The organism is Pseudomonas sp. BCA17, assembly GCF_004519405.1.
Taxonomy (GTDB): Bacteria; Pseudomonadota; Gammaproteobacteria; order Pseudomonadales; family Pseudomonadaceae; genus Aquipseudomonas.
In genome coordinates, this window is record NZ_SGWI01000003.1 from 396,056 (window position 1) to 410,154 (window position 14,099).

A 14,099-nucleotide genomic window follows, 5' to 3' on the forward strand; every position below is an offset into this window, starting at 1 on the left:
GGAGCATTGAAGTTCCGGGTAGATTCCAAGGGGAGCGGTATGGGGAGCTACAAGAAGCACGCGCTGTACACAGCGATTTTGTCGGCCAATTTGCTGACCGCTGTGGGATTCAACTCAGCCCTGGCGGCCGAAACACCCGCCGCCGAGGCACCCAGACTGGACACCGTGATCGTCACCGGCACCCGCGCCCAAGAGCGCACCGCCAGTGCATCACTGTCGCCTGTCGACGTAATTTCCGGCGAAGCCCTGCGCAGCACCGGCTCCGATGAGTTGGGAGCGGTACTCGCGCGGTTGATTCCATCGATCAACTTCCCCCGTCCGAGCCTGGTGGATGGTGCCGAGCTGGTGCGCCCGGCGCAGCTACGCGGCCTGTCGCCGGATCAAGTACTGGTGCTGGTCAATGGTAAACGCCGTCATACCAGCGCTTTCGTCAATCTTGGCGGTGCCGTGGGGCGTGGCTCGGCACCGGCGGATTTGAATGCGATCCCGCTGTCGGCGGTAGACCATATCGAAGTGCTGCGCGATGGCGCGTCCGCCCGCTACGGCTCGGATGCGATTGCCGGGGTGATCAACGTGATCCTCAAGCACGCTGACCACGGCGGTTCGATCTCCAGCAAGTTCGGTGAGTACAAAAAAGGCGATGGTATCCAGCGCAACCTCAGCGGCAACACCGGGCTGGCGCTGGGCGATAACGGCTTTATCAACCTCTCGGGCGAAGGGGCCGACAACGATTACACCAACCGCGCCGGCCATGATTTACGGCCCGGCAGCGTAGGCTCCACGACTTATGGCCAGCGCGTGTTCCGCCAGGGCGAGCCGGCTACTGATGAAGGCAAGTTCCAGTTCAACGCCGAATACGCTTTCAGCGATGCGGCCGAACTCTACAGCTTCGGCGGCTACAGCAAGCGGCGCGGCGAGACGGCGGCGTTCTACCGGGCGAGCAATGCGTCCAACAACATTGCAACGCTCAACCCTAATGGCTACCTGCCGTTGATCAAAGGCAACCTGGAAGACACCTCGTTGGTCGTCGGCTTACGCGGCTTACTGGCCTACGATTGGCATTACGACCTGTCGGCCAACTACGGCAAGAACCAGTACGAACTGGGCACCGAGACCATCAACACCTCTCTCGGCCTGGCCACACCGCGCAAATTCAACAATGGCACCCTGAGCAACGATCAGCGCCAAGTCAGCCTGGACCTGTCCCGTGAGTTCGATGTGGGCTTCTTGCCCTATCCCGTCTCGGTGGCTTTTGGCGGCGAATACCTGCGCCAGGGTTATCAAATCGAAGCGGGCGAGCCGGCGTCCTACTATCAGACCGGCAGTTCGGGCCTCGGTGGGTTCCGTGATGCCGACGCCGGCAGTACCTCCCGTCACAACTGGGCCCAATACCTGGACCTGGAAACCCAGTTCACCGAAAAACTCAGCGCCTCGGCCGCTGTGCGGCATGAGGATTACAGCGACTTCGGCTCCAATGTCAGCGGCTCGCTTTCAGCCCGTTATGACTTCACCTCGCAAGTGGCGTTGCGCGGTAGCCTCTCCAACGGCTTCCGCGCGCCGTCCCTGGCCCAACAGAACTTTGCCTACACCTCATCGCAGCTGATTGGCAGCACCATCCAGGAGGCCGGCACCTTCCCGGCCAATAGCCAAGTCGCCCGCCTGCTCGGCGCCGAAGACCTGAAGCCTGAGAAATCGCGCAACTACAGTCTCGGCCTGGTGTTGGAGCCTGCCGATGACCTGACCGTGACGCTTGATGTGTACCGCATCGATATCCGTGACCGCATCAGCCTGTCGTCCAACCTCAACCTGAACCCGGCGACTATCGCCTACCTGCAAGCCAACGGTGTCGGCAACATCAACTACACCAGCGCCCGTTACTTCACCAACGCTACCGATACCAGCACTGACGGCGTCGATCTGGTGGCCAACTACCGCTATCTATTTGATAACGGCATTCGCTGGAACAGCACCGTCGGCTACAACTACAACCACACCAAGGTCACCGATGTGAAAGCCAACCCGGCGATTCTGGACAGTCTGGGAGCCAACCTGGTGCGGGTAGACCGTCGTGAGCGCATCGGTTTGCTCGGCGATACCACACCGCAGCACAAACTGAGCCTGGGTAACGATTTCACCTATGGCAACTGGGCGCTGCACAGCAACCTGGTGCGTTACGGCGAGTTCACCAGTTACCAGGCGGACAAGGTCAACGACCAAACCTTCAAGGCCGCCTGGGTGCTCGACCTGTCGGCGGACTACAAGTTGAAGAACTGGACCTTCACCCTGGGTGGCGACAACATCACCGACAAATACCCGGAGAAGGTCAACGCTTACGCCAGCAGCGGCGGCAACCTCGCCTACAGCACTTTTTCGCCGTACGGTTACAGCGGCGCGTTTTATTACGGTAAAGTTGCTTACAACTGGTAATACACAGGAGGCGCACTGCTTTTCGCCATGACCGCCATTGAAACCGATCTTTTGCAATTGGCTTACCCTCCGCGGCTCGATCTTGGGCCGCAACTCACTCACGAACAGTTGATGAGCTCCATGCAGGCCACTATGGCTCGGCATAAGGGAGGGCCGGTCTGGCTATTTGCTTACGGTTCGCTGATCTGGCGCCCTGAATGTTCGTCGACCGAACGGGTGCGGGCGCGGGTCCACGGTTATCACCGGGGCTTGTACCTGTGGTCGCACGAGCACCGCGGCACCCCGGAGTTGCCGGGGTTGGTGTTTGGCCTGGATCGCGGTGGTTCCTGCAGCGGGTTTGCCTACCGCTTGCCGGAAGATCAATTGGAAGCTTCGTTGTACGCCCTGTGGCAGCGCGAAATGCCTTACCCCTCGTACCGGCCGCATTGGCTCAGTTGCCGCCTGGAAGATGGCAGCCAGGTACAGGCGTTGGGGTTTGTGTTGGAGCGGCATTTGCCCAGTTACGCCGGCAACTTGCCCGATATCGTGCTCAATCATGTGCTGCAAAGCGCTTGCGGGCGTTACGGCACCACTCGCGATTATGTCGAGCAGACCGTGAACGCCCTGCGTAGCCACGCCATGCCAGACAAGAATCTGGAGGCGCGGCTCAAGCGTTGTGCCAAGGATTGCTTAGGCGGCAGCTGACCGCGCCTCGCTGACACTGTTGGTGTGCCACAGCGTTGGAATAAGGAACGCGATGGCCAATAGGCACGCGCCCACCAACAACACAAACCCACCATTCCAGCCGAAATGGTCAACGGTGTAGCCCATGGCGGCGCTCGCCGCCACCGAACCACCCAGGTAACCGAACAGCCCCGTGAAGCCCGCAGCGGTTCCCGCGGCTTTTTTCGGTGCCAGTTCCAGCGCCTGCAGGCCGATCAGCATCACCGGGCCATAGATCAGGAAGCCAATGGAGAACAGCGCAATCATGTCGATGGTTGGGTTGCCTGGCGGGTTGAGCCAGTAAACCAGAGTCGCCACGGTCACCAGCGCCATGAACACCACGCCGGTCAGGCCGCGGTTTCCACGGAAGATCTTGTCCGACATCCAGCCGCACAGCAGCGTGCCGGGAATACCGGCCCACTCATAGAAGAAGTACGCCCACGAGGTTTTATCCACGTCGAAGTGCTTGGCTTCCTTGAGGTAAGTCGGTGCCCAGTCCAGTACGCCGTAGCGCAGCAGGTAGACAAACACGTTGGCGAAGGCGATGTACCACAGCATTTTGTTGCGCAGCACGTACTTGACGAAGATTTCCTTGGCGCTGAATTCTTCTTCGTGGCTGGCGCTGTAGCCTTCCGGGTAATCGTTCTTGTATTGCTCGATGGGCGGCAGGCCCACCGATTGCGGGGTATCGCGCATGGTGATGAAGGCGAAGGCCGCCACCAGCAATGCGACGGTGGCCGGGACATAGAACGCCGCGTGCCAGTCGTTGAACCAGGCCATGCCCAGCAGAAACAGCGGGCCGATCATGCCGCCGCCGACGTTATGCGCCACGTTCCACACCGACACCACGCGGCCGCGTTCTTTCTGCGACCACCAGTGCACCATGGTCCGCCCGCTGGGTGGCCAGCCCATGCCCTGCGCCCAGCCGTTGATGAACAGTAGAATGAACATCATGGTCACGCTGGACGTGGCCCAAGGTGCGAAACCGAAAATGAACATCACCCCCGCTGAAACCAGCAGGCCGAAGGTCAGGAAGTAGCGCGGGTTGGAGCGGTCGGACACCAGGCCCATCAGGAACTTGGACAAGCCGTAGGCAATCGCGATGGCCGACATCGCCAGGCCCAGTTCGCCACGGGTATAACCCTCGTCGATCAGGTAGGGCATGGCCAGGGAGAAGTTTTTGCGCAGCAGGTAGTACCCGGCGTAACCGAAGAAAATACCGGCGAAAATCTGCCAGCGCAGCCGTCGGTAGGTACTGTCTATTTTTTCTTCAGGCAGGGGCGCCTGGTGTGCGGCAGGACGAAAGAAAGCAAACATTCAAGAGCTCCAAATTTCTTGTTTTGACTGCGGATGCGAATGTTACAGTTTCGTTACCGAAAATAGCATTGCCTCTTATCCGCAAACACACGAAAACGGAGCGATTGCATGTTCTCTTACGAACATGTCGCTAATAGGTAAGTGTCGGTCGTGATTGGGGTCTTGTGAACATGGGGGGAGCCAATGTGGGAGGGATCGTGCTCCCACATCTGACCGGTTTCACATCGGTTAGCGGGTCTGGACGACGACCTTTCCCACCGCCTTGCGCTGCCCCAGGTCATTGATTGCCTGGGCCGCTTGTTCGAGTGGATACAACTTTGACACCAACGGCTTCAACTTGCCTTCTGCATACCAAGTGAACAACTGCTGAAAGTTCGCCGTATTGTCCTGTGGCTGACGCTGGGCGAACGAGCCCCAGAACACGCCGACCACGGCCGCGCCCTTGAGCAAGGCCAGGTTGACCGGCAGTTCGGGAATGCGCCCGCTGGCGAAACCCACCACCAACAGCCGACCATTCCAGGCGATGGAGCGAACGGCCTGGTCAAACAGATCACCGCCCACCGGGTCGTAAATCACATCGACGCCGTTACCGTTGGTCAGGCGCTTGATTTCCTCCTTGAGACTCGCCTCGCTGTAGTTGATCAACTCATCGGCGCCGGCGGCCTTGGCCACGGCCAGTTTATCGGCGCTGCTGGCGGCGGCGATCACCCGGGCACCCATGGCTTTGCCGATCTCCACGGCAGCCAGGCCCACGCCACCGGAGGCACCGAGCACCAGCAGGGTTTCGCCGGGCTGCAGGTTGGCGCGTTGTTTCAGGGCGTGCATCGAGGTGCCGTAGGTCATGCTGAACGCGGCGGCGGTGTTGAAATCCATGCTCGGCGGAATCGGCAGCACGTTGTAGCCCGGCACCGCGACCTGCTCGGCGAAGCTGCCCCAGCCCGTCAACGCCATGACCCGGTCACCGACCTTCAAGTGGCTGACTTTTTCACCGACCTCACTGACCACGCCCGCTGCCTCGCCACCCGGCGAGAATGGGAACGGCGGCTTGAACTGGTATTTACCCTCGATGATCAACGTGTCCGGAAAGTTCACCCCCGCAGCGTGCACGTCCAGCAGGATCTCGTTCTTCTTGATCGCCGGGCTCTCGATCTCTTCCAGCACCAGGGTTTCGGCGGGGCCGAAGGCTTTGCACAGCACAGCTTTCATCGGACTATTCCTTTTGGCGTCGTGGCCGATAAGTGTAGGAGGGTACGCCCGTGGGTCAACGAGCATGCCCGGGCCTGATAAGTCGCCATAAGCTTGTGCTCAGCCTTGCTAGCGTTATGCTACCGGGCAACCGAATGTGAGGATTGAACTGTGAAAGCGTGGATTTTGTTGATGTTGGCCCTGACCTTGCCGATGGCTGCCCAGGCCGAAGAAGCCAAAGAAGGCGAGGCGCCGAAGGTCAGCTATATCAGCTTGACCCCCCCGTTCGTGGGCAACTACGGCCTGGACGGCACGGCGAAACTCAAGGTGTTCAAGGCAGATATCGCCCTGCGCGTGACCGGACCTGAAGCGGCCGCTGCGGTCAAAGCCAACGACGCGTTGATTCGTAACCAATTGGTGGCGTTGTTCACCCAGCAGACCAGCGAAGCCATGAGCACGGTCGAAGGCAAGGAAAAACTGCGCCAGGAAGCCTTGAAGCAAACCCAGCAAGTCATGAACGACGAAACCGGTAAGCCAGTGGTGGAAGACCTGTTGTTCAATAACCTGATCATTCAGTAGTCGCTGCGCGACTTATCGGGGCAAACCTCTCCCAGACTTGACGGTGTGAACCGATCAAATGCGGGAGGCGCTTGCCCCATGACGGCGGTACAGACGCCTCAGGAAGCCAGGCTTTTACGGAACCTGGCCAGCGCCACCGCAAAGAACACCAGCCCTATCCCCGCCAGTGCCAACAGATCCGGCCACACCACATTCACGCCCGCATCCCTGAACAGAATCGCCGCGCTCAGGCTGACAAAATGCGTCGACGGTGAACCCTGCATCACCCACTGCAACCATTCGGGCATGCTGTCCAGCGGCGTACTGCCGCCGGACAGCAACAGCATCGGAATGATCACCGGGATCGCCAGCAAGCCGAATTGTGGCGTCGAGCGCGCGAGGGTGGCGAGGAAAATCCCCAAGGCGGTGCTGGCAAACAGATACAGCGCGGTGACCAGCAGGAACAGGCTCAGGGAGCCGGCCAGCGGCACGCCGAGCAGGCCTTTGACCACCCATTCCACGGACAGCCAAGTACACAGCACCACCACCAGCATGTTGCTCCAGATTTTTGCCAGCATGATTTCCAGAGCGGTCAGCGGCAGCACCAGCAAGTGGTCGAGGGTGCCGTGTTCGCGCTCACGCAGCAGCGCGGTGCCGGTCAGTACGATGGCAAGGATGGTGATGTTGTTGACGATCTGGATCACTGCCAGGAACCAGCCACCTTCCAGGTTGGTGTTGAACAATGCACGCGTTGTCAGTTGCGCCGGCGCCTTGCTGACGGCATCGGCCTGGCCGCTGTAGCGCTGCAACTCGCGCTGGAAAATCCTGCCGATATAGCCAGCGCCCATGAATGCCTGGCTCATTGCCGTGGCGTCGACGTTCACCTGTATGCCCGGCTGGCGACCGGCCAGCAGGTCCGACTGGAAGTTGGCTGGCACATTGATCACGAAGGTGTAGGCGCCACTGTCCATGGCCTTGTCCAACTGATCGTAGGCCAGCGGCACGGGTGACTGGAACTCGGGCGGCTGCAACGCTTCGGCCATCTGCCGCGAGAGCGCGCTGTGGTCTTCATCTACAATGGCGACGCTGGCGTTGTGTACACCGATCACCGAGCCGGCGGCGGGCATGTAGATGGCCACGGTGAAGGCATAGAACAGAAACAGCAGCAACACGCTGTCGTGGCGCAGGCTGGTCAGTTCCTTGATACCCAGGCGCAGGATATGCGCGAATGTGTGCATCAGGCCTCCTGCTTCTTGAGCATGAACAGGCTCAACCCGGTGAACCCGACGAAAAACCCGAACAGCGCCACGCACTGCGGCCACAACTGGCGCAGGTCCAGGGCTTTGGTGAAGGTGCCGACGGCGATGTCCAGGAAGTGTCCCGCCGGGAACAGCATGCCCATCAACGCGGCCGCGCCTTCAAGGGATGAGCGCGGCACGATCAACCCGGAAAACTGGATGGTCGGCAGGCTGGTGATGATCATGGTGCCGAGGATCGCCGCAATCTGGGTGCGAGTGAATGCGGAAATCAGCAGCCCCATGCTGGTGGTGGCCAGTACATACAGAAAACCGCCGAACGCCAGCGCCACGCCGCTGCCCTTGAAGGGTACGCCGAACAACCAGCGGTTCATCGCCACCAGCAGCGCCAGGTTGACCAGGCTTACGGCCAGGTACGGTGCTTGTTTGCCCAGCAGGAACTCCAGGCGGGTCAGGGGCGTGGCATAGAAGTTGGTGATCGAGCCCAGCTCTTTTTCGCGCACGATGCCCAGAGCGGTGAGCATGGCCGGGATAAACGCCAGAATCAGTGCCATTACCCCTGGGCCGATGGCATTCACGCTGACCACGTCCTGGTTATAGCGAAAGCGCGTTTCCAGCTTGGCTGCGGCCTGGTTGCTGCGGGGCAGGCTGCTCAGTTCGGCCAACTGTTGGAGATTACCTTGGTGCACCGCTTCTACATAATTGCGGCTGGTTTCCGCGCGAAACGGCATGCCGCCGTCGAGCCATGCGGCCACCGTGGGCTGGCGCCCGGCATAGAGGTCGCGGCCAAAACCGGGTGGGATCTCCAGAGCCAGTTTGATTTCCGAACGTTGCAGGCGTCGGTGCAATTCGTTGGCGTCGTGAATCGGCGCGTGTTCGGCGAAGTAGCGCGAGCTGCGGAAGGCTTCCAGGTAGGCGCGGCTTTGTGGGCTTTGGTCTTGGTCGTAGACGGCGAAGGCGAGGTTTTCCACATCCAGGGAAATGCCATAACCGAAGATCACCATCATGAACATCGCGCCGAGCAGGGCGAAGGCCATGCGCACTTTGTCGCGCAGCAGTTCCTTACCTTCGCGGGTGGCCACGGCCAGTAGCCGGGCCAGGCTGAAGCCGCGCTTGCCGACGGGCGGTGCGCTGGCTTCGCTGAAGGTTGCACTGGGCGCTTGGGGTTCGGGCTCACCTTGGGCCTGTTCCAGGCAGGTGACGAATGCCGCTTCGAGGGTCTCGCCGTGGAACTGCTGTTGCAGTGCCTGCGGTGTGTCACAGGCCAGCACTTTACCCGCATGCATCAGGGAAATACGGTCGCAGCGCTGGGCTTCGTTCATGAAGTGGGTGGACAGGAAGATCGTTACGCCCTGTTCCCGGGACAACTCGATCAGCAGTCGCCAGAAATCATCCCGTGCGGCCGGGTCCACGCCCGAGGTGGGTTCATCGAGGATCAGCACTTCCGGGCGATGCAGCACCGCCACGGCCAACGATAAACGCTGGCGCAGCCCGAGGGGCAACTCGCCGCAGGGTTGCTCGGCCACATCGCCCAGGTCGAAGCGCTGCACCAGTTCATCAATGCGTGGGCCGCTGTCGGCCTTGGACAAGTCGAACAATTGCGCATGAAGCACCAGGTTTTGCCGCACGCTGAGTTCGCCATACAGCGAGAAGCTTTGCGACATGAACCCCACGCGCTTGCGGGTCGCCAAGTCCTTGGCGTTCACCGGGTTGCCCAGGAGTGTCGCGCTGCCTTCGGTGGCCGGCATCAACCCGGTGAGCACTTTCATGGTGCTGGTCTTGCCGCAGCCATTGGAGCCGAGGAAACCGAAAATCTCGCCACGACCGATGGCGAAACTGACTTTATTGACGGCGGTGAAGTCGCCGAAGCGCAGGGTCAGATCGTGGGCTTCGATGGCGATGGCTGCGTTGTCGGCTGAACGCGGTGGAATCACCAGGGGCTGGTTGTCGTGGGCGCCGTCACCCTGGAAGTGGGTAAAGGCGTCATCCAGTTTGCCGCTGGGTGTGGCGGCTGCGAGCTCGCGGCTCAGGCCATCGGCGATCAGCGTGCCGCGATCGAGCATCAGACAGTGTTCGAACTGCTCGGCTTCTTCCATATAGGCCGTGGCCACCAGCAACGTCAGTTGCGGGCGTTCGCTACGTACGGTTTCGACCAGCTCCCAGAAGCGCCGGCGTGACAGGGGGTCGACGCCGGTCGTGGGTTCGTCGAGGATCAACAGGTCCGGGTCATGGATCAGCGCGCAACACAGGCCGAGCTTTTGTTTCATGCCGCCGGAAAGTTTACCGGCCGGGCGCTCGGCGAAGCGTGCAAGGTCGGTGGCCAGCAGCAGGTTGTGCATGCGCTGTTCGCAATCGGCTTTGGACAGGCCGAACAGTGTGGCGAAGAAGCGGATGTTTTCGCGGATGGACAGTTCGGGATACAGGTTGCCACCCAGGCCCTGGGGCATGAAGGCGATGCGCGGGTACAGGCTGTTACGGTGGCGGCGGTCTGCGATGGAGCCGCCGAGTACGTCCAGCTGGCCTTCCTGGAGTTTCTTGACGCCGGCGATCAACCCCAGCAGGCTCGACTTGCCCGCGCCATCCGGGCCGATCAGCCCACAGCGAGTGCCGGCCGGCAGGCTGAAGGCGATGTTGACCAGTGCCTGTTGCTTGCCGTAGCGGTGGTTGATTCCTGTGGCCCGCAGCGCCAGGCCGGTCATTGCAGGTTGGCCGGCCAGGTGATATCAGCCGTGCGCACATAGCCAGCCCCGGGCATGCCCGGTTTGGCTTGAGGCACGGCGGTGGGCTGGGTCAGGTGCAGTTTGACGCGGAACACCAGCTTCTGGCGCTCGTCGCGGGTCTCCACCTCTTTGGGCGTGAACTGGGATTTGGCGGCCACAAAGCTGATTTTTGCCGGAAGTGGCTGCTGAGGGAGAGCGTCAAGCACGATGCGTGCTTCACTGCCGACGGTCAGGCGCCCGGTGACGGAGGCGGGCAGGTACAGGTTCATGTACTGATCGTTCGGATCGATCAGTAACAACACGCGCCCGCCCGCGCCCAGCACTTCGCCGGGTTCGGCCAGGCGTAGTTGAATAATTCCGTCAATGGGCGCGCGCAGGCTGCTGTCATCGATCTCGCTGGTGAGCTGGGCGACTTGAGCCTCGGCGGCGCCGATGGCGGCCTTCACCGAATTGACCTGGGCTTGTGCGGCAATCACCGCCGCATTGCCGGTGTTTTGGCGAGCCTGCTGCTGGTCGATCAACTGGCTGCTGGCAAAGCCTCGCTTGTACAGCTCCTGGGTGCGCCTGAGCTCCTGGTTGGCCAGCAGCTGCTCGCTTTGGCGCAGTTGCACGTTGGCCTCGGCGGCCGCGAAGTTTTCCTTGGCGCGCAGCACTTCGGCTTCGGCCTGGGCGCGTTGGGCCTCGAGGGTGCGGGTGTCCATGCGCGCCAGCAGTTGGCCTTTGAGCACTTTGTCGCCTTCGTCCACCCGGACTTCGGCCAGGCGCCCGGGAATTTTCGCGGCGATCTGCACTTCGGTGGATTCCAGGCGGCCATTGCCCATGCTCAAACCGGCAGGCAGGCGGTCCTGGGTGGAGCGCCAGTAACCGAAGCCACCGGCCCCGATCAGCAGGGCTATCAGTGCAATGGCAAATAGGCGGGACAGGGTGTGGTTCGTTGACATGGCTGCATCCTGCGGCATTAGCGTCCTAGTTTGACCGGTGTGCCCTGAGGAGGGCTTGATGCCGGTCAGTTAAAGCAGATTGATCACGGCGGCCCATTGCTCTGGCGTGACGGCCATCACGGAAAGGCGACTGCCTTTTTGCACCAACGGCAGTTCGGCGAGGGCCGCTTGTTGTTTCAGATAGCCGAGGCCCAGCACTTTGGGAAAGGTTTTCACGTGGGCCACATCGATCGCGCTCCACGGGTTTTTCTCTGCGGTGGCCTTGGCGTCGAAATAATGGCTTTCAGGTTCCAGCGCAGTCGGGTCCGGATAGGCCGCTGCGGTGATTTTGCCGATGCCGGCAATACCTGGCTCCGGGCAACTGGAGTGGTAGAAGAAAAACTCATCGCCCACGGCCATGCTTCTCAGGAAATTGCGCGCCTGATAGTTACGCACCCCGTCCCAGCGGGCTTCGCCCAGCTTTTCCAGACCGTTGATGGAGAGTTCATCAGGCTCGGATTTCATCAGCCAATAGGCCATTTTTAAGCTCCTGGAAAAGGCATTGGGCAAGTTGTCAGGCAATTCCATGACAAACCGACAGTCGGTTGGCGTCAAGGTTTGCGTGTTGGTTCACGTTAACGCAAAATGCCGGGATTTTAAGCTTGACGCAGCTGCAACGGACTACTTTTGAACGTTGTTGTCATCGTGTACGAGGTGCCTGAAGGGGGGCAATCGATGCAACGTAAACCGGATTTACTATGGATTTTGGTTATTTTGTTTGGTCTGGGCGTCGTGACCACCGGGTATGCCCAGAGCTTGTGGTCGAACAAGACCGATGCGCCGGTTGAATTGGCTCAGCAGCAACCGTTCAAGCGTTGACCCTTCCTTTCAAGGCGCCGCTGTCTGCAGCGGCGTTTCTGCGACATACCACTGCCTATCGGTAACGGTGCCCGCCAGCGGCACATCCCAGCTTGCCTGTGCCAGGCGCTCGACTTTCTGACATTCGTGGGCCAACCCCAACAGCGTCGGCTTGCGCCAACTCCGGCGGCGTGACAGGTAAGCCAGGCTGCGATCATAAAACCCACCGCCCATGCCCAGGCGCCCGCCGGCATCATCGAACCCCACCAGGGGTAACAGCACCAGATCCAGCGCCCAGACCTGACGCTGGCGGTTGGCATTCACCTGTGGCTCAAGAATGCGAAAGCGGTTGGGTGACAACTTATCCCCGGGCCGCACGCGCTGGAACACCATCTTGGTACGCGGCCAGGCGCTCAGCACCGGCAGATAAGTGGCCTTGCCCCGACGTTGAGCGGCGCGCAGCAGCAGGCGTGGATCGATTTCACCGTCGGTCGGCAGGTACAGGGAGATATGTCTGGCCCGGCGAAACAGCGGGTGCTGTGCCAGTTGCCGATACACGCCAAGGGCGGCTTTGCGCTGCTCGCTCGGCGATAGCTCGCGGCGGGCCTTGCGCAACATGCGTCGAAGTTGCGGACGGGAGAGCGGCGCAGGTTCGGTCATGGTTTTTTCGGCTCATAAAACAATGCCAGTCCTGAGACTGGCATTGAGTTTGGGAATTCAGGCTCCCCGACAGAGCCGCTGTCGACTTAGCCCTTGAACCCGAAAGTTCAAGGTGGAAGAAGCAGTAGGCTTTAAGGCTTTCCGTCTAGCGGACATGCACACCAGCCCAACGTGCAACTTCCAGGGTAGTGCGAATCGGCTCAGGGACATCGCCGACTGGCAAACACGCCAGGGAGTGGGGCGAGTATACCTTAAACCGAGGCGTCAATCAGCCCTTGGGTGCGTCCGAATCGCTGGAAAGCACCAGATCCACACGTTCCAGCAGGTCACGCACCTGTTCGCGCGTCGACCCGCTGGCCTGCACGTCAGGCCGTTCCTGCTTATGCAGCAAGTCGTGGGTGATATTCAGCGCGGCCATCACCGCGATGCGGTCGGCACCGATCACTTTGCCGCTGCTGCGGATTTCACGCATCTTGCCGTCCAGGTAGCGGGCGGCGCTTACCAGGTTGTTGCGCTCTTCCTGGGGGCAGATGATCGAATATTCTTTGTCGAGGATCTGCACGGTTACGCTATTGCTTGAACTCATGAGTCTTGCTCCAGGGCCTTCAGGCGCGAAATCATCGATTCGACCTTACGCCGGGCGATTTCGTTTTTTTCAATGAGGTGAGCGCGTTCCTCGCGCCAGGTCTTTTCCTGAGCTAATAGGAGTCCGTTTTGACTCTTAAGTTGCTCGACCCGATCAATGAGTAGTTCGAGTCTGGCCATCAGCGCTTGCAGGTCGGTGTCTTCCATTGGGTTCCACTGGATTTGTCTGATGAATGGCAACTTCAGGATAAACGATCTGACGCCCTCGATAGTCTTGGTACGTCTGCCGGTGCTAGGATACAGCGCTTCATTCTAGACATTGCGCCGTCTGGCGCCTAGCTCACCATGCCTATTCAGAACTCCCCGTATGACGCTTTCTCCAAACTGCTGAGCACCAGCGGCCATCCTTGCTCGCCTGCCGAACTGCACGGCGTGCTGGTAGGTCGCAGCTGCACTGGTGTCGGCTTTGACGCGGACAATTGGCTGGCCGATGTGGCCGAGCTGCTCGAGAAAGAGCCAGAAGATAACGTGCGCAACGCGCTGATCGGCCTGCAGGAAATGGTCAAGGGCGAGCTGACGGGTGACGATGTCACTGTGGTCCTGCTGCTGCCGACCGACGACGCGCCACTTACCGAGCGCGCCGCAGCGCTGGGCCAATGGTGCCAGGGCTTCCTCCATGGCTTTGGCGTCAACGCCGCCGGCCTGGAATTGAGCGCCGACGCCAAGGAAGTGCTGCAGGACCTGGCGGCCATCTCCCAGGTGCAAGACGCCCTGGAAGAATCCGAAGACGGTGAAAGCGACTACATGGAGGTGATGGAATACCTGCGTGTCGCGCCGCTGCTACTGTTCACCGAGACCCGCAAGTCCGCTGAGCCTGCTGCCCCCAAGCCTTCGCTGCATTAAGAAAGGAC

General features: G+C 60.6%; 14 protein-coding genes and 1 other RNA gene. 5 read left to right on the top strand and 10 right to left on the bottom strand.

Features of this window, described 5'->3' with window-relative positions; translation table 11 throughout:
• Positions 1–39 precede the first annotated feature (39 nt).
• Both EXW71_RS14315 and EXW71_RS14320 read left to right on the top strand, forming a co-directional pair.
• Complete coding sequence (locus EXW71_RS14315) at positions 40–2,427, top strand: TonB-dependent siderophore receptor (protein ID WP_134659341.1); 2,388 nt, start codon at positions 40–42, stop codon at positions 2,425–2,427.
• Between the two features lie 27 nt (positions 2,428–2,454).
• Positions 2,455–3,111 carry a gamma-glutamylcyclotransferase gene (locus EXW71_RS14320; protein ID WP_123716471.1) on the top strand — a complete coding sequence of 219 codons (657 nt, stop codon included), beginning with the start codon at positions 2,455–2,457 and terminating at the stop codon, positions 3,109–3,111.
• Here the strand turns inward: EXW71_RS14320 and glpT are convergent.
• Positions 3,097–4,446 (bottom strand): glycerol-3-phosphate transporter, encoded by a 1,350-nt coding sequence (gene glpT / locus EXW71_RS14325; protein WP_134659339.1) that lies wholly within the window; start codon positions 4,444–4,446, stop codon positions 3,097–3,099. The two genes, EXW71_RS14320 and glpT, sit on opposite strands and share 15 nt — an antisense overlap.
• 228 nt (positions 4,447–4,674) lie before the next feature.
• Positions 4,675–5,652 carry an NADPH:quinone oxidoreductase family protein gene (locus EXW71_RS14330; protein ID WP_134659338.1) on the bottom strand — a complete coding sequence of 326 codons (978 nt, stop codon included), beginning with the start codon at positions 5,650–5,652 and terminating at the stop codon, positions 4,675–4,677.
• 150 nt (positions 5,653–5,802) lie between these two features.
• Here EXW71_RS14330 and EXW71_RS14335 point away from each other — a divergent pair, with 150 nt between their 5' ends.
• Positions 5,803–6,210: a flagellar basal body-associated protein FliL gene (locus EXW71_RS14335; RefSeq protein ID WP_123716468.1), complete on the top strand. Its 408-nt coding sequence runs from the start codon at positions 5,803–5,805 to the stop codon at positions 6,208–6,210.
• A 98-nt stretch (positions 6,211–6,308) separates the two neighbouring features.
• On the opposite strand, the gene EXW71_RS14340 is transcribed toward EXW71_RS14335, so the two are convergent.
• The 4 genes from EXW71_RS14340 to EXW71_RS14355 form a co-directional block, all read right to left on the bottom strand.
• The gene (locus EXW71_RS14340) at positions 6,309–7,427 is read right to left on the bottom strand and encodes an ABC transporter permease (protein ID WP_134659336.1); all 1,119 of its coding nucleotides are present in this window, start codon (positions 7,425–7,427) and stop codon (positions 6,309–6,311) included.
• Positions 7,427–10,144, bottom strand: a complete 2,718-nt coding sequence (rbbA, locus tag EXW71_RS14345) for a ribosome-associated ATPase/putative transporter RbbA (RefSeq protein ID WP_134659334.1) — start codon at positions 10,142–10,144, stop codon at positions 7,427–7,429. The genes EXW71_RS14340 and rbbA overlap by 1 nt, the downstream gene beginning before the upstream one ends.
• A complete protein-coding gene (locus EXW71_RS14350; protein WP_134659332.1) occupies positions 10,141–11,106 on the bottom strand; it encodes an HlyD family secretion protein in 966 nt (321 codons plus the stop codon). Before EXW71_RS14350 ends, rbbA begins: the two co-directional genes overlap by 4 nt.
• Positions 11,107–11,175: 69 nt before the next feature.
• Positions 11,176–11,625 (bottom strand): EVE domain-containing protein, encoded by a 450-nt coding sequence (locus tag EXW71_RS14355; RefSeq protein WP_134659330.1) that lies wholly within the window; start codon positions 11,623–11,625, stop codon positions 11,176–11,178.
• A 147-nt stretch (positions 11,626–11,772) separates the two neighbouring features.
• Between EXW71_RS14355 and EXW71_RS28790 the strand changes: the two genes are divergently transcribed.
• Positions 11,773–11,964, top strand: coding sequence for a hypothetical protein (locus EXW71_RS28790; protein ID WP_134659328.1), 192 nt, complete (start codon positions 11,773–11,775; stop codon positions 11,962–11,964).
• Positions 11,965–11,973: 9 nt separating this feature from the next.
• On the opposite strand, the gene EXW71_RS14360 is transcribed toward EXW71_RS28790, so the two are convergent.
• From EXW71_RS14360 to EXW71_RS14375, 4 genes are all read right to left on the bottom strand, one after another.
• Entirely contained in the window at positions 11,974–12,603 is a 630-nt protein-coding gene (locus EXW71_RS14360) for a 5-formyltetrahydrofolate cyclo-ligase (RefSeq protein WP_134659326.1), read from the bottom strand.
• 59 nt (positions 12,604–12,662) lie between these two features.
• Positions 12,663–12,841, bottom strand: a non-coding RNA gene (gene ssrS / locus EXW71_RS14365) — 6S RNA.
• Between the two features lie 30 nt (positions 12,842–12,871).
• A complete protein-coding gene (locus tag EXW71_RS14370; RefSeq protein WP_003176812.1) occupies positions 12,872–13,189 on the bottom strand; it encodes a cell division protein ZapA in 318 nt (105 codons plus the stop codon).
• Positions 13,186–13,395 carry a TIGR02449 family protein gene (locus tag EXW71_RS14375; protein WP_003177365.1) on the bottom strand — a complete coding sequence of 70 codons (210 nt, stop codon included), beginning with the start codon at positions 13,393–13,395 and terminating at the stop codon, positions 13,186–13,188. Before EXW71_RS14375 ends, EXW71_RS14370 begins: the two co-directional genes overlap by 4 nt.
• A 138-nt stretch (positions 13,396–13,533) precedes the next feature.
• On the opposite strand from EXW71_RS14375, the gene EXW71_RS14380 reads away from it, so the two are divergent.
• On the top strand, positions 13,534–14,091 hold the full coding sequence (locus EXW71_RS14380) for a YecA family protein (protein ID WP_123716462.1): 558 nt from the start codon (positions 13,534–13,536) through the stop codon (positions 14,089–14,091).
• The last annotated feature ends 8 nt before the right edge of the window (positions 14,092–14,099 follow it).